Origin of the sequence: Aeromonas sp. 603079 (assembly GCF_049172135.1) — a bacterium.
GTDB classification, from domain to species: Bacteria; Pseudomonadota; Gammaproteobacteria; order Enterobacterales; family Aeromonadaceae; genus Aeromonas; species Aeromonas veronii.
On record NZ_JAAKPX010000005.1, the window covers coordinates 85,088 to 104,616 of the forward strand.

A 19,529-nucleotide genomic window follows, 5' to 3' on the forward strand; every position below is an offset into this window, starting at 1 on the left:
TTTCTGATGAGCGCTTGAACAACAGTATAGCCAGCAGACAGCGCTCCCCATTTTTTGGTAGCGTGTTCATGCGCATCCCTGCGCAATTTTTGCCAAAGAGTGTGAATCATTTGGCATTTCACTAAAAAAAGGAGTGGGCCCCGCTGCGGGTGACCCCATCACAAGAGGGAATTTATGAGTTCCATTGCCAGGAATTACTTCAACCAACTCAACGCCGACTATCTGCAGGTACACAGGTGCAAAGAGGATCTTTTCTGGTCCACTTATATGGGCACCAGCGACGATCAGGCCGGTTTTACCGCGGCCGAGCAAGCCTACAAGGCTTTTTGTGCCAATCCTGCCCGCCTGCCCGCGTTGCGGGAGATGCTGGCGCAGGCCGAAGAGGATGATCTCAAACGCGGCCTGCGGGGCTGGCTCGCCTTCTTCGAGTGCAATGTGATTGAAGATCCCACCGCTGCCGCCCTGATGGATGAGCTGGTGGCCGCCGAAGCTGAGCTGTTTGCCCGCCGCCGCGAGCTGAAACTGACACTGCTGGATGAGCAGGGCCAACGGGTCGCGGGTAGCCTGCCCGCCGCCAGCACCTCCCTTGCAGCCAGCCCGAGCGAGGCTGTGCGCCAAAGCGCACTCGCCATGTTCTACACCCTGGAGCAGTGGGTGGTCAGCAACGGTTTTCTCGAGGTAGTGGCGATCCGTAACCGCTTTGCCCGCGCCATGGGCTATCGCAATTACTTCGACTACAAGGTGCGCAAGAACGAACAGATGAGCCCGGATCAGCTGTTCGTCATCCTCGATGACTTTATTGCTCGCACCGACGCCCGGCTGCAGAAAAGCCTTGCCGAGCTGAAAGCGGCCAAGGGGGAGGCGGCCCTGCTGCCCCATAACCTGCGCTACGCCATCAGTGGTGATGTAACCCGCCAGCTCGATCCTTATGTGCCCTTCTCGCGGGCGCTGAAGGATTGGGTCGAGAGCTTCCGTCGTCTCGGCATCCAGTATCGTGGGGCGACCCTGACGCTGGATTTGTTGACCCGGGAGGGGAAATACGAGAACGGCTTCTGCCACGGCCCGGTGCCGAGCTTCTTCCAGCAGGGGGAGTGGGTGCCGGCGGTGGTCAACTTCACCAGCCTGGCTGATCCGGCGCAGGTGGGCAGCGGCTGGAGCGGCCTCAACACCCTGTTCCACGAGGGGGGCCACGCCGCGCACTTTGCCAATGTCACCGGCAACGCGCCCTGCTTCTCACAGGAGTTTCCGCCCACTTCCATGGCCTATGCCGAGACCCAGTCGATGTTCTGCGACAGCCTGCTGGACGATGCCGACTGGCTCAAACGCTACGCCAGAAATGCGGCAGGAGAGGCGATCCCCGATGCGCTTATCAAGGAGATGATCGCCGCCCGTCAGCCGTTTCGCGCTTTTAACGAACGTCAGATCGCGCTGGTGGCCTACTTCGAGCGGGATCTCTACGCCATGGATGAGGCTGAACGTACTCCCGAGGCTGTGCTGGCGCTGGCCCGCAAGTGGGAGCGCAAGATCCTCGGTGTCGAGAGCCCGCGCCCGCTGCTGGCCATTCCGCACCTCCTTAATCAGGAGTCGGCCTGCGCCTATCACGGCTACCTGCTGGCGCTGATGGCGGTGGAGCAGACCCGCGCTTACTTCCTCAAGCGCGATGGCTACCTCACCGACAACCCGCGCATCGGGCCGGATCTGGCCGCCCACTACTGGGGGCCGGGCAACGGCATGACTCATGATGAGACCCTGCGCAGCCTGACTGGTGAAGGCTTCAGTGCCGTGCCTCTGGCCGAGGCGTGCAACCTGAGCGCCGCTGAGGCGTGGCAACAGGCGCAAGCCTGCATGGCCGCAGCCCAGCAGCGCCCCGCGGCTGGCGAGGGAAGCCCGCTCGATGCCCATATCCGGGTGGTCCACGGCGCCGAGCTTATCGCCGACAACAACGAGTCGGAAACCCGCATGCTGGCCGACTTCGAGGCGTGGATCGTCAACCATTACCAACCGGTTTCAGCCGAATAATCCGCACAGCTCCCGGTGATCAGGCCGGGAGCTGTGCTTTTCATGGTTATTCGTTGTCGTAACCGTGGCAGACGCTGCCATATTATTGGCAGGTGCGCGACATAGTTTGTCGCCTTGCCGATTGGGTCCGCATTTTGCCATCAGATATGTATTCATATGAACATGAATAGGAATTGCAGGCTGCAAGATAGTAGATTCACTGAGTTACGCTCTTTTGTCTTTTCTGTTAATAGTGCTTTTTGTAGTCATCTTTGTGCATAAAGATTGATCCATTCAACTATCTGCTAGTTATTCTCATCTTTCCGGGTTGACTAAATTGTCCACAACTGCAAAATCGCCCACCTTGCCACCCCCGATGTGAGTCGGGCTCGGAAAGCTTCAGATCTCTTCCCCCCGAGATGGCTGAGCCGCACATGAAAATGGCGTCAGCTCTCAACTCTTTCTGCGCGTTCGCCTGCTTCATGCTATCCGTCGATAACGTTGACACTGCTGTTGTGCTGTCCGTGCAGGGCAATGCGCATCTCGCGACATTGCCTGAGTCTGCCGATGCATGACAACAGGCGGGTCCGTTTTATTGGCTTGGTATCTATTTGTCAGTGAATGGAAAGAGGTTATTTCCCCATGATGAGCACGAGTGAACACCCCGGTCAGATTGCGCTGCTGGGAGGCTCGGTGGATCGTGTTGCCTTGCCACTTCTCGATCTGTCCTGCTGGGATCCATTGCAGCAGCCGGTATTACTGCTCAACCTGCCTGCAGATGAGCAGGACAGGGTATTGCAGGCTGTGCGGCGTGACCCGATACGCTATTTGCAGCCGGTATTTTGTGTTGTAAAGAGCCCGCTCTCTCCCATGTTGGCCGACGGTCTCCTGACACAGCTGGATGAACGGGCCTCTGACATGCTTGAACGGTTGGCGTTGTTGACCCCTCGAGAGCATCCGGATGACATGGAAAAGCTGGCTTGGTACAGCTGGCCTCGCTCCCATTTTCGCTTGTTGCCACGTTGGCAGGCTGGTTGCCGTCAGGGGTACAGCTATCCCCTGCTGGATTGCCTGCTGGGCAGCGAAGCAGGGGATGCCCTCCCGCAGCTGGTTGCAGAGCGTTTATTGCAGAGTGAGCAGCTGGTGGACCGGGTACGTCTTTGTCACAGTTGCAACTCGGCACATCTCAATTTTGTCGATGTGTGTCCCGAATGCGCTCATATCGCCATCCAGGCCAAGCCAGCTGTGCACTGCTTCACCTGCGGGCACGTGGATGATCAGGATGCATTCATGCGACAGGGTGTGCTGCGTTGTCCCAAGTGCGTCACGACTCTGCGTCACATCGGTGTTGACTATGACAGGCCCCTTGAGAAATTCCGTTGTTTGTCATGCCATGCCCGTTTTATGGAGGCTGCCGTCCAGGCGCGTTGCCATGAATGTGGCCAGGCGCACAAACCCGATGATCTGGTGGTTGCGCCCATCTATGAATATCGCATCGGCAAGCTGGCCCGCCACATCGCACGGGAAGGAACTCAACAACTGCATCTGCCGTTGACCTGGGGTACCCCTATGGCCATGGAGCACTTCCCCTGGTTGCTGCAATGGAACAACAGCTTGCTGCAACGCCATGGTGGCTGCCATACCTTGCTGGCTATTCGGGTTGAGCATCTGGCTGAGTTGCGGGCCGAGTTGGGCATGCTAAAGACTCAGCAGCGACTGGCCGCTCTGCTCAACCGTTTGCAAGCTCTATTCCGTGATACCGATGTCGTTTGCCAGTATGCCGATGACCGATTGTTATTGCTGTTGCCGCATACGGATGCCGACGACTGGCGCATTCTGCAGGAGCGCATTCAGGCATTGAATCTCATCGAGGGACTGGATGCTCTGACGCTGGCGGTGAAAGTACAACCTTTGCCCGCCCTGTTGGGCGACGATACAGCGGTATGGCTCGGCCAGTGGCTGGATGGAGATAGCCCGGATGCATGAGTGGATGAATACGGTGCACTACATCCTGATAGAGATACTGGGTAGCCTCCAGTTTTCTCCCCGGATGATTCTGTTGCTGTTGCCCATGTTGCTGTTGATGGAGGTGCCACTGATGGCGCTGACGTTGACCGGGATCCTGAAATGGTATGCGCGCCAGGTTCCCAGGGCATCTGAACTGCCGCGCGCTCGGCGCTGTCCCAAAGTGTCTTGCATCATCACCTGTTATGGGGAAGGTGAGGCGATCCGCTCCACCATATTGACGCTCAAGGAACAGCTTTATCGCGGTCAAATGGAAATCATTGCTGTGATTGATGGCGCCAAGGCCAACGCGCATACCTATCAGGCTGCGCTCAATTGTGTTCGTGAATTCGAGGGGTGCGAGAACAGAAGTTTGGTCCTGCTACCGAAATGGCAGAGGGGAGGCCGGGTCTCCACTCTCAATGCCGGTCTCTCCGCTGCGACTGGCGAGATAGTGATGAACGCGGACGGAGATACCTCCTTTGACAACAACATGATCGATGAGATCGTGGCTTGTTTCGATGATCCTGATGTGCCTGCTGTGGGAGGGGCATTAAGGGTGCGAAATCTGAACGATGGCGTACTGACCCGGATGCAGAGCATTGAGTACATGATCTCCATGCAGGGGGGCAAGACGGGACTGAGCGAGTGGAACCTCATCAACAATATCTCGGGAGCCTTCGGTGCGTTTCGTCGTGATTTTTTGCGCCAGATTGGTGGGTGGGATACCCATACCGCAGAAGATCTGGATCTGACAGTCCGTATTAAGCATTACCTCAAACGCCATCCGGCTTTAAAGATAGGGTTCGCCCCTCGTGCCATCGGTCACACCGATGCGCCCGCAGACGTGATCACGCTTGCCAAGCAGCGTTTACGCTGGGATGGAGATCTGCTGTTTCTCTATCTGCGCAAGCACAAGCTCTCCCTGACGCCGCGTATTCTGGGCTGGAAGACCTTTTTGTTTACCTTGATCTACGGGGTGGCGCAAAACGTGGTGCTGCCCCTGCTGGTCATGGGTTATAGCTGGTGGTTGGTGCTTAGCTATCCGGGGCAGTTTGTCGCTGCGTTGATGATCTGTCTCTATCTGGTTTACCTGTTTCTTACCCTGGTTAATTTCGCCGTGTTTTTGCTGGCTATATCTGAACGCCCGAAGGCAGATCTACGTCTGCTGCCATGGTTGTGTCTTTACCCGGTGTACACCTTGCTGATGCGCTTGTGGTGCGCCATCGCACTGTTGAATGAGATGTTCCGGCGCGGTCATGAAGAGAGCAGCATGGCCCCCTGGTGGGTATTAAAACGAGGAAATAAATTCTGATGAAAGTCACATTCAATCCCCCCAAGAAGCAGGATGCCACGTCGGATGAAGGGATCCGGGTATTGTATGCCCCCGCCAAGCGTGTCGCCTTCAAGGCTCGCTGGTATCTCATCCTGTTACTGGCATTCAGTCCCGTTATTATTCTGCTGTGGTATCTGGGGCGCGAGTGGTGGCTGACCCAGGCGCCAGCCATCATTACCACCGAGCCGCAACTGGTTGTTGCCAATGGGGATGGCTTTATTCGACACATCTACACGGCTCCCGGCCAGGGGGTGTCACAAGGCGATGCCCTGATGCAGTTCGAATCTCCAACCCTCAAGGCCAACATGGCGGAACGAAAAGCGCGCAGAGCGGCCATCGAATTGAGCAAGGCTGAGGCTGAACAGGCTATCTTGCGCAATCTGGACGAACAGATTGGTATTGCCGAACGGGGGAGCCGGGAGCAGGAGGTCATCTATCAGGAGTATGCCGGTTATAAAAAAGAGAAGCTGGTATCCAGTGCAGAGTACGCAACGGCCCTGCTGAATTGGACTCAGTCACGCATAGCTCTGCAGAAGGCAAGGGCAGAGAAGATAGCGCAGGAACTGCAAATCAGTGAGGACCAACTGACCGGACCGCTAGCCAGTGCTCGTCACTTGCTCGATCAGGAGCTGACCGAGATGGAAGCGATGGCGTACCATCAACAGCCAAGAGCTCCGGCGACTGGCAAGGTTTCAGATGTGCTGGTACAGGAGGGGGACTGGGTATTCTCGGGGGCTCCTCTGGCACTTATCTCGAAGCGAGAAGACCCGCTGGTGATAGCCTATGTGCAGCCCAAATATCTCTCTTCAATGGCTCCTGGACACAAGGCTGTCGTCAAGCTGCCCAGCGGGGAGCGTCTGGCTGCCAGGGTCGCCAGACAGGTCGAGCTGGCGGACAAGTTGCCGGCTCAGTTAGCCGCTCCGTTTGAAGGGGAGAAAGCAACCCTCAAGGTCGCACTCTCGCTGGATGAAAAATTACCCCCGAACCTGCAAGTGGAAGGGTTGCCGGTGACCGTGTTGTTTGATTGACGTCTATGGCGTTGTGATCCTGAATCGCAACGCCTTCTTTTGGGTTTCGGCCATAAAAGGTGGCTGGTGTATGGAAGCCCGCGATTGCCTCTCCCTTTTTCATTCATCAATGACTTTATTTCCGCAATGCTCGCAGATGGCATGTCGTTCAAAGCGATCCATGTTGGCCAGAAAGGGGCCGGCGGCCCAGCCGGTAATGAAGTCCTTGATAAAGGCTTTGCGCTTTTGCGCCGGTGTCAGCTGCTGGCCAAAGGATTTGTCGACCAGTACCACGACATGGTTGGTTTCGCGCTGACAACTCGGGCAGACGCGTTGTTCGGTGGATGAAAGCAAGGGGGACTCCTTGTCCGGAAGAGTGGGCAGCAGGTTTTCCGCCGCAGATATGTGTCGTCCCCATTTGATTCCTTTTGCAGGCGGGTCGTCAATCACGGCAGAGGTGGATTTTGCGCTATTCCCCATGAAGAGAGGGCCAGTCAGCAAGGGTGACCAGAGGGGCCAGCGGGCCCCTCTGCTGTTGCCGTTTGTCACACATTGCCACACAAGCTTCCCCCTCTGGCAAAGTCTTGTGACCGGACGGGTGTGTAATGGTGCCATCAGCAGGGAGATGAGGCCCTGCCGCGATGGAACCAGGGAGCATGTTATGACGAACAAATGGATGTGGTGGCTGTTGCCACTGCTGGCGGTCGGGGTCTGGTGGCTCGGTTATGCGGGGGATGCCAACGGGGTGTGGCCCTGGCGCCATGAGATGTTGCTGCTGACGGGTCTGCTGGGGATGACCTATATGGCCATTTCGCTGTTGCTGGCGTTGCGTCTGCCGCAGTTGGAAGTATGGTGTGGCGGTCTGGACCGGATGTTGCGATTGCACCGCCAGACGGCCATCGGCGGCGCATTGGCACTGACCGTTCACTGGCTGCTGGTGGAGGCGCCGAAGTGGGCGGTCTCGGCGGGTTGGCTGAGTCGTCCCGCGCGGCGTGGGGCCAGCGGTGCTGGGGCTGATGCAGGCAATGGCATCTCGCTCCATGCCCTTGGCAATAACTTGGGGGAGTGGAGTTTCTATCTGCTGATCGCGCTGGTGGTGGTGAGCTTGCTGGCGCTGGTGAGTTATGGCCGCTTTCGGCTGATCCACCGGCTGGCGCCGCTCATCTATCTGGCGGGTTGGGGGCACGGGCTCTGCCTGCTGCCTCAGGTGGGAGCCATGACGCCTGTTGGGGTATCGATCTGGTTGATCGGCGGGATCGGTGCTATCGGGGCCCTCTACTCCCTGTTGGGACAAGTGGGGGCGCGGGATCGCCATCCAGGCCGGGTCGTTGCGGTGCGCACGCTGGCGGATCACACCTGCGAGCTGACCATGCAGCTGGAGCGGCCGCTCGCCCATTACCGCCCGGGCCAGTTTGCCTTCTTCGAGTTTGACGCCAAGGAGGGGCCGCACCCCTTTACCCTGGTGCGGGTGTCAGCGGATCGGCGCCAGCTGGTGATCGCGGTGCGGGCGCTCGGGGATCATACCCGTCAGCTGGTGGCAGAGGCGCGCGCCGGGGATGGGGTGGTGGTGACCGGGCCCTATGGCGCCTTTGTCGCCCCGCAAGGGGGAGGTAGAGCCCTCTGGCTGGGGGCCGGGATCGGTATCACACCGTTCGTCGCCTGGCTGGAGGGGTTGGCTGCCCGTGGGGAGCGCAGCGAGGGGATCACCCTGATCCAGTGTGCGCCGGATCTGGCAGGCGCCGTCTACCACCGGCGGTTGGCCGAGCTCTGTCATCGCACCGGCGTGCGCTATCAGCTGCATCTGGACAAGGCGGCCGGGCGGCTGGATCTTACCCGCATCGCGCAGGATGCGCCCGAGCAGGTGTGGTTTTGCGGGCCGGAGGGGATGGCAGATGCCCTGACCCGGCTGTTGCCGGACGGGCATCTGCATCGCGAGCTGTTTCGCTTTCGTTGAGCTCGATGGGCGCCGTTATTTGGCGCTGGCTGGCAACTGCTTGAGGGCGGCTTGTACTGCCGCCTCCAGTTGCGGGTCGCGCCCGGCCACCATGTCGGCGGGAGTGAGGGGCACCTGCAGATCCGGGATCAGCTCCTGATTCTCGTAGAAGGAGCCGTCCGGTTTGCGCAGCCCCAGGGTCGGAATGCCGTAGGAGAGGCCCGGGATCAGCCGGGAGTCGTGACTGTAGACCATGGTGCCGGTGCCGGGCACCGGATCGCCGACGATGGGGCCGACCTTGAGGGTGCGGTAGTACTCGGGGAAGGCGGAGCCTTCCGAGTAGCTGCCAGCGTTCACCAGCACCACCGAAGGCTTGGTCCACTGGCGAGTGGCGGCGTCGGTTTCACCCTTGCCCTGACGGGGCCAACTGCTGGCCATCCCCTTGGCGCTGCCGCTGCCGGTCAGAAACTCCACCAGGGTATTGGCGAGATAGCCACCGCTGTTGAAGCGGACATCGACGATCAGCGCCTCGCGATTGCGCTGTCTGCCGAGGGCATCCGCCACCACTGCATCGTAGACCTCGCTATTCATTGCTGGCAGATAGACATAGCCGACCCGTCCTCCGCTCAGCCTGGCCACCAGCTCCCGCCGTTTATCAATCCAGCGATCCTGTTGCAGCTGGTACTCCTGCTGCTTGTCGATGGCGGTGAGCACCACCTCGTCAGTTTGCTTGTTGCCCTCCTGCTGGAAGGTGAGGGCAAGCCGGGCGCCAGCCTGATGGTTGAGGGCCCGATCCTGCTCGGCCAGATTGGCAATCGGGATGCCATTGATGGCGAGCAGGCGGGCGCCCGAGGAGATATCGCTCTCCTGATCCAGCGGGCCGCCAGAGAGCAGGGCGGTGAGCATCACCCCTTGCTCGCCATCCTGCCAGTAGGCGCCCAGGCTGGCGGTCTCGTCCGCCATGCGCGGGAAGGGGGCGGGGCCGCTGCCCCAGGTGTGGGAGACATTGAGCTCGCCAGCCAGCTCCGCCAGCAGGTTGCCAAAGTCCCGCGGGTTGCCGATGCCCGGCAGCAGGCGGCGGTAAGCGGCGACATAGCTCTCCCAATCTACCCCGTTCATATCGTCCAGATAGAACTCGTCCCGGGTGAGCCGGGCGATCTGATCGAAGGCGGCGGTCATGCGTTCCTGCCAGCGGCTGGTGGGCTGCAAGGCGAAGGGGGCGCTGTGGATCTCGCCTGAGTTGAGGTCGATGCGGGTGATCTCCCCCTCCCGAACCAGGGTGGCGAGGGTGGCTTGCCGGTTGAGGCTGGCCAGTACCGGGCCTGGCTGTTCGGCAAACAGCACCCGGGTATCACCTTTGCGCAGATCCCGGGCATAACCTTTGATCTCGCTCTGATCACCGTCGCCAGCCTCTTCGACCAGATAGATCAGCTGGTCGCCGATGATGCGGCTGGCGAGCAGGGTGCCGGTGGGTTGCAGCAGCAGTGCTTCGCGATGGTTGAGACGATCGCTCTCAAAGCCGTATCCCCCTTTCGGCGGCTCCAGTTCGGCAATGGCATCGGCTCTGGCGGCGCGGCTGCTGTAAATGCCGAGCAGGTTGGTGACGAGGGGTTCGCTATCGGGCCCCAGTGCGCCAAACCGGGTCGATTGCCAGTAGAGAATGGCGCCATCCTGACTCCAGCCCGGTTGTCCATCCTGATAGCCGTTGAGGCTGACATTGACCGGTTTGGCCTTGGGATTGGCCGTATCGATCACCGCGATCTCCTGCTCTGCCGCATCGGGGCGGAAAGTGAGCGCCAGATGGCGTGAGTCGGGGGCAAAGGCGAGATGTACCTCGTGGCGCGATGGGTTGAAGCTGGCAGGCACCAGCTCCCGCTGCTTGTTGTTCGCCAGATCGAGCTGGTGGATGGCCTGGCCATCCACCACGAAGGCGAGCTGCTTGCCGTCGGGGGAGAGCACCGGACGGCTGATCCCCTTGTCGGGAATGGCCAGCAGCAGACTCTCGGTCAGAGTGCCGGGATCGCTGAACAGCAGCTCCGGATCACCCTTGCGCAGGCGATAGAGGGCGGCGTGCCCCTGCTGCTCCGACAGATAGATGAGGGCGCGGCCCTGCTCGGCGAAGAGGGGGTTGGACTGCTCGCTCGGATCGCGGGTCAGCTGGCGCACCCGCTCCCGCTCGGGGTCGACGGCAAACAGGTTGCCCTCGCTCACCAGGATCAGCTCATCCGCCTCTTCGCTGACCAGCGCTTCGTCTGCCAGGGTCAGGGCCTCGCTCGCCTCATCCGGCGCGCTCGCCACTTGCGGGGTGAGGGTCAGCTTGCGTGGCTCGCTGCTACCGGCGTCGAGGCGATAGAGTTCACCCAGCCATGACCAGACCAGATCGCCATTGCGAGAGGCGCTGAGCCCCCGCACCGGATGGCCCTGATAGTGGGTCAGCTGTTGCTCCTTGCCGTTGGCGAGATCCCGGCGCCAGACGTTGAAATCGCCGCTGCGCTCGCTCAGGTAAAAGAGGGTATCTCCCTTGTCGCTCCAGACCGGATCGGTGGCCGCAATCCGATCTTCGGTCAGTTGCTTATGCTGCTTGCCATCAAACAGCCAGAGGCGGGAGACGGCAAATGAACGCTGGTGTTTGCGAAACGGTTGATCCATGGCTGGCATCTGATAGGCCAATCTGGCACCGTGCGGACGCGCCAGAGTGGCAGGTAGCGGCAAGTCCGCTTGCAGCATTCCGCCACTAACCGGCGTCCAGTAGAGCGCGCCCCACTGAACCCCTTCCGCGATGAAGTGATCGGCTGTAGCCGAGCCCGGGCGCTGGCTGCTCAGCAGCAGCCGTTTGCCATCGGCGCTGAAGGCTTGCGGCAGATCGGTGCGCGAATCGCGGGTGAGGCGCACCATCTCGCCGCCGTTGGCGGGTACCACGAACACATCTTCGTTGCCGTAGAGATTGGCGGCTAAGGCGAGCTGTTTGCCATCCGGTGACCAGATTGGCCGCTGGCTCAGGTAGTCGCTGCCGGTGAGCGCCGTGGCGGGGCCACCCTCGGCACTGGCGACAAAAATGCGCCCCTGCCAGGTGAAGGCAAGCTGCTTGCCATCGGGGGAGAGGGCGGGCTCGCGCAGCCAGAGCGCATCGGCGGCGACACTGGCGGGTAGCCAGAGCAGTGCGCTGACCAGCAGCAGGCGGGTCAGCGAAGAGTTCGGCAAGAAGTGCAGAGGCATGATGTCATCCTGAATCAGGTTCAATTGTTACATATTTACCGATCTGCGGCATCATGGCTAGCCAGAAAGTGTAAGCTATGTTTTTGTTTTTATTGTCAATTAGTCATGTTTGCGCAGGTCGTTCATGGACCATTCACCGTTCGCAGCCAAGATATGTTTTATTGGGTCTATTGAGTATTGATGGCGATCCAATATCATGGCGCTCGCTCGCCAACGGGCGAGCCTATTCAGATGATGTGACAACCATAAAAAGCCCTGCCAGAGGCTTGTCGAGGGATGGAATGAGAGCCGTATTGTTGTGTGTGCTGGGGCTGTGGCCCGCGCTGAGTTTTGCCTTTACCGAAAAAGCCGATTTGGTGGTGGTCAAGAAGTCTACCTACAGCCTCACCCTGATGAAGGATGGCAAGGAACTGAAGCGCTACTGGGTTGCACTGGGCCCGGCTCCCAAGGGGCACAAGCAGCGGGAAGGGGATCAACGTACCCCGGAGGGGCGCTACACCCTGGATTACAAGAAGAGCAACTCCGGCTTTTATAAAGCGATACATATCAACTACCCGAATCTGGACGATATCAAGCGCGCCAATGAGTTGGGGGTGAACCCGGGTGGCATGATCATGATCCATGGTCAGCTTAACCGGATGGGTAACCGTCGGGTACAGCCCTCCAACTGGACCAACGGTTGTATTGCGGTACTTAACCACGAGATGGATGAGCTCTGGAATGCCATTGACCCGGGTACGCCCATCATCATCGAGCCCTGATCCGCACAACGGGGGCCTTGTCGGCAGACAAGGCCCCCGTTCTGTTCTGGTTGTGATCCCCTTTAACGGATGTCTTTTTGAGACATTCGCATTGTTGTGAATGTCACTTCAAAAAAAGCCTGTAAATGGTAAGGATATGGGTTCTATCCGTGAAGGAGTGTCCCATGTCTTTGATCGAAACCTGTCAGCGCATCGTGCGCGATCCCCATCTCTCCGCTGCCCAGAAGAGCCACGCACTGGCGCTGGCCGCCGAGAATGCGTTGCCCTACCCCGACCTGCCTGCCGCAGTCGCCGAGGCGATGGAGCAGGGATTTATCTGCGACATGTTCGAAGGGCATGCCCCCTACAAGCCGCGTTATGTGCTGCCGGACTATGAAAAATTCCTGACTCAGGGCTCTGCCTGGCTGGAGCTGACGGCGCCGCAGGATTTCGACGAGGCGCTCAACGCCCTGCGCATCCTCTATCACCATGTCCCCTCCGTCACCGGCATGCCGGTCTGGCTGGGACGGCTCGACCATCTGCTGTTGCCGTTTGTCGGCGAACTGGATGACGAGAGCCTCTATCGCAAGCTGAAGGGGTTCTGGGTCTATCTGGATCGGGTGCTGCCGGACGCCTTCATGCACGTCAACATCGGGCCTGATGACAACCGCATCTGCCGCCTGATCCTGCGCATCGACAACGAGCTCAAGCAGGTGGCGCCGAACCTCACCTTCTTCCACGATCCGGAGCAGACCCCGGACAGCCTGCTGCTGCAGGCGGTGAAGAACATCGCCGAGTGCAGCAAGCCGCACATCGCCAACTACCCGATCCATCGCGATACCTTTGACCAGCGTGGTTTTGGCATCGTCAGCTGTTACAACGCCTTGCCGCAGGCCGGTGGCGCCAATACCCTGGTGCGCATCTCCCTCAAGCGGGTCGCCGAGCAGTGCCAGGGGATCGATGACTTCCTCGGCTGCCTGCTGCCCCACTACTGCCGTCTGGCCTCCCAGTTGATCGAAGCGCGGGCCGCTTTCTTGCATCAGGAGTCCGGCTTCTTCAACAGCTTCCTGGTGAAAGAGGGGCTGCTGGATGAGGATCGCTTCGTCCCCATGTTCGGCATCTACGGCATGGCGGAAGCGGTCAATATCCTGATGGATAAAGAGAATCTGCCGGATCGCTATGGTCACGGCGAGGAGGCGAACCAGCTTGGCTATCGCATCTCGGCCCAGCTCTCGGAATATGTCACTGCGACGCCGCAAACCCATGCCTGGGGTGGTCGCGCCCTGCTGCACTCGCAAGGTGGCCTCAGCATCGATGTGGCAGTCACCCCCGGGGTGCGCATCCCCTACGGGCAGGAGCCGGATCCGGCCAGCCATGTGCTGGCGCTGGCGCCGCACCACACTTATTACCATTCGGGGATCAGCGAGATCCTCACGCTGGATCCCACCATCCGCCAGAACCCGCAGGCACTGCTGCAGCTCTGCAAGGGAGCGCTTGCCATCGGCATGCGCGAGTTCACCGCCAACGTGGCCGACAGCGATCTGGTGCGGGTGACCGGCTACATGATCCGCAAGAGCGACGTGGCTCGCTTCGCAGAGGAGGGATCGCGCTTGCAGACCACCTGTCTCGGTGCCGAGGCGAGTGAAGTGACCGCCATTCGTCAGCGGGCTCCGCGGGTAGTCGCCCACGAATCGACCATCGGCGAGTATTGAGTTCGCACCGATGGCTGATGTCTTGCCAACACGCAGCGCTCTGGTGAGCAGGGTGCTGTCGTTCTCCTGTGTCGACGGGCCGGGCAACCGGCTGGTGTTGTTTCTGCAGGGGTGCAACTTTCGCTGCCCCGGCTGCCATAACCCGCACACCATAGGGCTGTGCGACGATTGCGGCGACTGCCTTGCGGTCTGCCCGAGCGGTGCCCTCTCTCTGGATGAGGGTCACTCTGGCGAGCACAGAGTGCGCTGGCAGGCGGCGCTCTGTACCGACTGCGACGCCTGTCTGGATGTCTGCCCGCGCAGTGCCAATCCCAAGACCGCCAGCATGACGGTGGCCGAGGTGCTGGCCCTGCTGCGCCGCTACGGCCCATTGCTGAGCGGGATTACCGTCTCAGGCGGTGAGGCGACTACTCAGCTCCCCTTCGTGGTTGCGCTCTTTACCGCCATCAAGGCCGCGCCGGATCTGGCCCATCTCACTTGCCTGCTAGACAGCAACGGCTCGCTGGCCGAGAGCGGTTGGCTGCGGCTATTGCCGGTGCTCGATGGTGCCATGCTCGATCTCAAGGGGTGGCGTGACTCGGTACACCTCTCGCTGACCGGTTACAGCCGCGAACGGGTGCTGGCATCGCTGCAACTGCTGGCAAGTCACAGCAAGCTGACCGAACTGCGGCTGCTCCACGTGCCGGGCAAGAGCGATTTTCTGGATGCGAATGGTGAGCTGGACGCGGATCTCGCCGCCTTCTTGCAGCAGCTGGGGCCTGTGCCCATTCGCCTCAATGGCTTTCGCCACCACGGGGTACGGGGGGAGGCGAGGTTTTGGCCAGAGGCGACCCGCAGCGAGCTGGAGTGGCTGGCGAGTCGGTTGCGTGCTGCGGGAGTGGGGGCGGTGACCTTGCCACCGCTGATCTAAAGAGGTCTGATCGATTCCCTTGCTGTGTAGTAAAAGCACACAACTGTGACTTCTGTCTATTGGAGGGGGCCTTGGGGCTCGTTATGATATTGCCCATCCGTCCCTCCTCCATCACAGATAAATCATGAGTGAAAGCAATGCGTTATATCGGGTTCAGTTTATTTGCCACAACGAGCGCTATGAGGTTTATGTGCGCGAGGTGAATCAGGGCCAACTGTTTGGATTTATCGAGATCGCCGATTTTGTCTGGGACAACCACACGGCGCTTATCGTCGATCCCAGCCATGAAAAGCTCAAGAGCGAATTTGCCGATGTGCGTCACACCCTTATCCCCATGCATCAGGTGTTGCGCATCGATCAGGTGAAAAAGCAGGGGGCTGCCCGCATCACGGATCTGGGTAGCAATGTCGCCTCTTTCCCCAGTCCCATTTATACCAAACGTCCCTGATCCCTCATTGCCATGGATGTTTCGCCGTGGCGAAACATCCATCTCTTCTCGCTGTCACCTGGCTCAGGGCTCGACCAGCTCGCGACCCAGTTGCAGGATCCGCTGGCGGAACCAGTGGCGGGCCGAGCCATCACCGGCCGGGCCATACCAGACCAGACTGTGACTCACTTTGCCGTAATCGAACGGTGCCGGACGTAGCTCCAGATCCGGCTGGCTGGCGATGCATGCCGCCCAGCCACCGATGGCGGTGAGGATCAGATCGGTCTGGGGCAGCAGGGCAGCTGCGCTGGCAAAATCGGGCAGGGTGGCGCCAATCTGGCGACGCACCTGTTGCTGGGCAAGGCTCTGCTCGAAGAAGGGGTTGGCCAGCTCCTGATCCCGGATGGCGATATGGCGCCAGCTCAGGTAGGCATCGAGATCCCAGGGCTTGGCCAGCGCCGGGTGGTCTTTGCGCAGCAGACAGACCAGTTTCTCTTCCCGCAGGGTCTCCCACACCAGCCCAGGCTGGCGCGGTAACGGCTGGCTCTGGTCATGGGGCAGGATCACGAAGTCGAGTTTGCCCGCTGCCAGCGCCTCCAGCCCCTGCTCATCCTTGTTCCAGATCTCCGGCACCATGCCCGGGACTTCTTTCATCAGCTGACCCAGAATGGGGCCCACCGGCCAGGTCATCACGCTCTCGCGCAATCCCAGCCGCAAGCAGCCCTGCCACTGCTGGGGGTTGAAGGCATTCTGGCGAGTGAGGCCGTTCAGCTCCCCCAACAACCGGTGCAGGGTGGGAGCCAGTCGCTCGGCCATGGGGGTGAGCAGCAGCTGGTTGCCCTGGCGGTAGAGCAGTTGATCCCCCAGCAGACCCCGCAGCTGGTTGAGGGTCTTGCTAACGGTGGAAGGCGTGGTGCATAGCCGCTCGGCGGTGCGGGTGACGCTCTGGTTGTCGAGCAGCAGATGCAGGGTGACCAGATGGCGACCTCCCAGCCGAGAGAGTGCGATCAGATCCATAAGTACTCCACAAGCGAAGGGAAGAGACAAGACAAAAAAGCCCCGCCAAAGCGGGGCTGGTGCGGATTAGCCCTTGAGCACCGCGGCCATGGCGTCGGCTACGTAGTCGACGTTGCGACTGTTGAGGCCCGCCACGCACATGCGACCGGATCGCACCAGATAGACGGCGAACTCCTCGCGCAGCCTGTCCACCTGCTCCGGGGTGAAGCCGGTGTAGCTGAACATGCCGCGCTGGTTGATGAAGTAGCTGAAGTCGCGGCCCGGCACCTTGGCGCTCAGCACCTCGAACAGCTTCTGGCGCATGGCCTTGATGCGGGTGCGCATCTCGGTCACTTCGTCGACCCACATGGCGTGCAGCTCGGGCTGGCTCATCACAGCCGCGGTGATCTGGCCACCGTGGGTGGGCGGGCTGGAGTAGTTGCGACGCACGGTGGCCTTCATCTGACCCAGTACGCGGCTGGCTTCTTCGGCATCCTTGCAGATGACCGACAGGCCGCCGCACCGCTCGCCGTAGAAGGAGAGGTTCTTGGAAAACGAGTTGCTGACGAAGAAGCTGACCCCTGCGGCCACCATGGCGCGAATGGCGTAGGCATCCTCTTCCAGTCCGTCACCGAAACCCTGATAGGCGATATCCATAAAGGGGATCAGGTTCTTCTCGACCACCAGCGCGATCACCCGATCCCACTGGGCGCGGGAGAGATCCACCCCGGTCGGGTTGTGGCAGCAGGGGTGCAGCAGCACGATGCTCTTGGCCGGCAGAGTGCTCAGGCAGTCGACCATCGCATCGAACTGCACGCCGCCGGTGGCCGCATCGTAGTAGGGGTAGTCGTGCACCTTGATGCCAGCTCCCTCGAACATCGCCTTGTGGTTGTCCCAAGTGGGATTGCTGACCCACACCTCGGAGGTCGGGAAGTAGCGCTTGAGCAGATCGGCGCCGATCTTCAGCGCGCCGGAGCCGCCGATGGTCTGGATGGTGGCGATACGTCCCGCCTTGACCGCTTCATGGTCGGCACCAAACAGCAGGTGTTGCACTGCGGTGCGGTAGTTGGCGGCGCCTTCCATCGGCTGGTAGGGGCGCGGGGCAGGGGCGGCGGCGCGCTGGGCTTCGGCCTGCTGTACCGAGGCCAGCAGCGGAATGCGGCCCTGCTCGTCGTAATAGAGGCCGATCCCCAGGTTCACCTTCTGCTCGCGGGTGTCTTTGTGGAAGGTCTCGACCAGGGTCAGGATAGGGTCGCCAGCATAGGCATCGACGTGTTCAAACATGGGGGATCCTTGAAATTGACTGTCCAGTAAAACCGGCGGTCAGCCGGGCTGGACATCATGGCGCAAAGCTGGCGGTGGCTCAAGCCCGAAAGGGACGGGGGCTGGCGGGCAGACGCCACACAGCCGTAAACGGAATGATGCGGGGTCGCCCGCAGCCTCATTCACCGGTCCTACTTCAGATAGGATCGCAATACCCGCACTACTTGATCCAGATCTTCCAGCCGCTCGGCCGGGGTCGCCTCTTCGGCACCCAGATGCTCACGCATGTGCCCTTCCAGCACCTCCAGCATCAGGCCGTTGACGGCACCGCGAATGGCCGCGATCTGCTGCAAAATGGCGGCGCAGTCGCTCTCCTGCTCCAGCGCGTGCTCCAGCGCACCGGCCTGTCCCTTGATGCGACGTACCCGTGCCAGCAGCTTCTTTTTACCGTGAATGGTGTGTGACATGCAGGATCCTCTCGATCAATAAAAATATACTGGGGTATAGTATATTGCATTGTCGTCCTCAGGAGAAATCCATGTCATCCCTTGCCTCATCCCACTGCCACCAACCCGTCGTCCACGAAGGGAATCCGCTGGCCGAACAGAAGACTCGCTGGGCCGTGCTGCTGACCGTCATCATGATGGTGGCGGAGATCGGCGGCGGCTGGTTCTACAACTCCATGGCGCTGCTGGCCGATGGCTGGCACATGAGTTCCCACGCGCTGGCGCTCGGCCTCTCGGTGCTGGCCTACCGCGCCGCCCGCCACTTTGCCCGCGACCACAGATTCAGCTTCGGCACCTGGAAGATCGAGGTGCTGGGTGGCTTCACCAGCGCTCTCCTGCTGGTGGGGGTGGCCGGGCTGATGCTGTTCGAGTCGGTGTTCAGGCTGCTCGATCCCAGCCCGATCCACTATCAACAGGCGATCGCCATCGCGCTGGTGGGGCTGCTGGTGAATCTGGCCTGTGCCTGGCTGCTCAAGGATGATCACGGCCATCATCACCACGGCCATGGGCATGACCACCATCATGGGCATGACCACCATCATGGGCATCACGACCACGATCATCATGACCATGACGATCACCACGGCCATCAGGATCTCAACCTGCGTGCCGCCTATATCCACGTGCTGGCGGATGCGGCCACTTCCGTGCTGGCGATCCTGGCACTGGTGGGGGGCATGCTGTGGGGGGCCGACTGGCTGGATCCCCTGATGGGCATAGTGGGGGCCGTACTGGTGGCGGTGTGGGCCTGGGGTCTGCTGCGCGACTCCGGTCGGGTGCTGCTGGATGCCGAGATGGATACCCCGTTGGTGGGTGAGATCCGTGAGGTGATTGCCGACCTGCCGGATGCCGAGATCCGCGATCTGCACGTCTGGCGGGTGGGCCAGCAGCAGTATGCCTGCGTGCTCTCCCTGCTGATGACTGCGCCTGTCTCCGCCAGCGAGATCCGCGCGCGGTTGGCGATACATGAAGAGCTGGTCCATGTGACCATAGAGATAGCCACTCCATAGCCAGATTTATGGCTGTCTATGCCAGATAGCGTGCAACTTGTACTCTGCAACACGAGTAAATCGAAGCAGTTTTTTCTGGGGAGGCCTGTGGCAGGCACGTGCTGACTATGTGCCTGGTACAAGCCTCACCGGGGCTAGGGGTGAGATGTGACGGTTTGAGTTAACGTTCGAAGAAGCGATAGAGGTGTTCTACCTGCATCGGGCAGTCAGCTACCAGATGCACATGATCGCGGGCCTGTTCGACCGTATCGAAACTGACCGGGCAGCCGAGGGTATCGGTCAGCTCGTAGAGAGCGCCATCATTGCCTCTGAATTCGATGATCCAGCCGGGGATGGCCACGTCGTGGAGTATTTCGGCCTCTTGCAGGATCTGTTGTTGATAGAGCTTGCGAAGTTCACTGACTGTCATGATGCTCTCCTGTGAAGGGGGATTCAGCTCCAGTCTATGCCTCTCTTTGTGCGGACGGCAAC

At 60.4% G+C, this 19,529-nt stretch carries 16 protein-coding genes; 10 read left to right on the top strand and 6 right to left on the bottom strand.

All coding sequences use genetic code 11. The features are described from left to right. The first annotated feature begins 174 nt into the window (after positions 1-174). From G5287_RS04810 to G5287_RS04825, 4 genes are all read left to right on the top strand, one after another. Complete coding sequence (locus tag G5287_RS04810; protein WP_421230956.1) at positions 175-2,019, top strand: M3 family metallopeptidase; 1,845 nt, start codon at positions 175-177, stop codon at positions 2,017-2,019. 621 nt (positions 2,020-2,640) lie between these two features. Beyond that, positions 2,641-3,984 (top strand): diguanylate cyclase domain-containing protein, encoded by a 1,344-nt coding sequence (locus G5287_RS04815; RefSeq protein ID WP_216952124.1) that lies wholly within the window; start codon positions 2,641-2,643, stop codon positions 3,982-3,984. Next, entirely contained in the window at positions 3,977-5,317 is a 1,341-nt protein-coding gene (locus tag G5287_RS04820) for a glycosyltransferase family 2 protein (RefSeq protein WP_216952123.1), read from the top strand. The genes G5287_RS04815 and G5287_RS04820 overlap by 8 nt, the downstream gene beginning before the upstream one ends. After that, entirely contained in the window at positions 5,317-6,366 is a 1,050-nt protein-coding gene (locus G5287_RS04825) for an HlyD family secretion protein (RefSeq protein ID WP_216952122.1), read from the top strand. Before G5287_RS04820 ends, G5287_RS04825 begins: the two co-directional genes overlap by 1 nt. Before the next feature lie 99 nt (positions 6,367-6,465). On the opposite strand, the gene G5287_RS04830 is transcribed toward G5287_RS04825, so the two are convergent. After that, complete coding sequence (locus G5287_RS04830) at positions 6,466-6,825, bottom strand: hypothetical protein (RefSeq protein ID WP_421230957.1); 360 nt, start codon at positions 6,823-6,825, stop codon at positions 6,466-6,468. Positions 6,826-7,006: 181 nt separating this feature from the next. On the opposite strand from G5287_RS04830, the gene G5287_RS04835 reads away from it, so the two are divergent. Then, entirely contained in the window at positions 7,007-8,299 is a 1,293-nt protein-coding gene (locus tag G5287_RS04835) for a ferric reductase-like transmembrane domain-containing protein (protein WP_421230958.1), read from the top strand. Positions 8,300-8,314: 15 nt separating this feature from the next. Here the strand turns inward: G5287_RS04835 and G5287_RS04840 are convergent, their stop codons facing one another. Next, positions 8,315-11,494 (bottom strand): S41 family peptidase, encoded by a 3,180-nt coding sequence (locus tag G5287_RS04840; RefSeq protein WP_421230959.1) that lies wholly within the window; start codon positions 11,492-11,494, stop codon positions 8,315-8,317. 281 nt (positions 11,495-11,775) lie between these two features. On the opposite strand from G5287_RS04840, the gene G5287_RS04845 reads away from it, so the two are divergent. From G5287_RS04845 to G5287_RS04860, 4 genes are all read left to right on the top strand, one after another. Beyond that, positions 11,776-12,255 (top strand): L,D-transpeptidase family protein, encoded by a 480-nt coding sequence (locus G5287_RS04845; RefSeq protein WP_227341454.1) that lies wholly within the window; start codon positions 11,776-11,778, stop codon positions 12,253-12,255. A 164-nt stretch (positions 12,256-12,419) separates the two neighbouring features. Further along, positions 12,420-13,946, top strand: coding sequence for a YjjI family glycine radical enzyme (locus G5287_RS04850; RefSeq protein WP_257725040.1), 1,527 nt, complete (start codon positions 12,420-12,422; stop codon positions 13,944-13,946). 10 nt (positions 13,947-13,956) lie between these two features. Then, positions 13,957-14,856: a YjjW family glycine radical enzyme activase gene (locus G5287_RS04855; protein WP_376889284.1), complete on the top strand. Its 900-nt coding sequence runs from the start codon at positions 13,957-13,959 to the stop codon at positions 14,854-14,856. Positions 14,857-14,980: 124 nt separating this feature from the next. Further along, entirely contained in the window at positions 14,981-15,304 is a 324-nt protein-coding gene (locus tag G5287_RS04860) for a DUF1820 family protein (protein ID WP_376889282.1), read from the top strand. A gap of 63 nt (positions 15,305-15,367) precedes the next feature. On the opposite strand, the gene G5287_RS04865 is transcribed toward G5287_RS04860, so the two are convergent. From G5287_RS04865 to G5287_RS04875, 3 genes are all read right to left on the bottom strand, one after another. Continuing rightward, on the bottom strand, positions 15,368-16,300 hold the full coding sequence (locus G5287_RS04865) for a LysR family transcriptional regulator (protein WP_216952117.1): 933 nt from the start codon (positions 16,298-16,300) through the stop codon (positions 15,368-15,370). A gap of 66 nt (positions 16,301-16,366) precedes the next feature. Next, positions 16,367-17,563, bottom strand: coding sequence for an aromatic amino acid transaminase (locus G5287_RS04870; protein WP_304520275.1), 1,197 nt, complete (start codon positions 17,561-17,563; stop codon positions 16,367-16,369). A 170-nt stretch (positions 17,564-17,733) separates the two neighbouring features. Next, entirely contained in the window at positions 17,734-18,009 is a 276-nt protein-coding gene (locus tag G5287_RS04875; protein ID WP_005343089.1) for a metal/formaldehyde-sensitive transcriptional repressor, read from the bottom strand. A gap of 71 nt (positions 18,010-18,080) precedes the next feature. Here G5287_RS04875 and dmeF point away from each other — a divergent pair, with 71 nt between their 5' ends. After that, positions 18,081-19,058 carry a CDF family Co(II)/Ni(II) efflux transporter DmeF gene (gene dmeF, locus G5287_RS04880; RefSeq protein WP_216979543.1) on the top strand — a complete coding sequence of 326 codons (978 nt, stop codon included), beginning with the start codon at positions 18,081-18,083 and terminating at the stop codon, positions 19,056-19,058. 160 nt (positions 19,059-19,218) lie between these two features. Here dmeF and G5287_RS04885 read toward each other — a convergent pair whose 3' ends face one another. Continuing rightward, positions 19,219-19,467, bottom strand: coding sequence for a hypothetical protein (locus G5287_RS04885; protein WP_005343091.1), 249 nt, complete (start codon positions 19,465-19,467; stop codon positions 19,219-19,221). Positions 19,468-19,529: the final 62 nt, after the last annotated feature.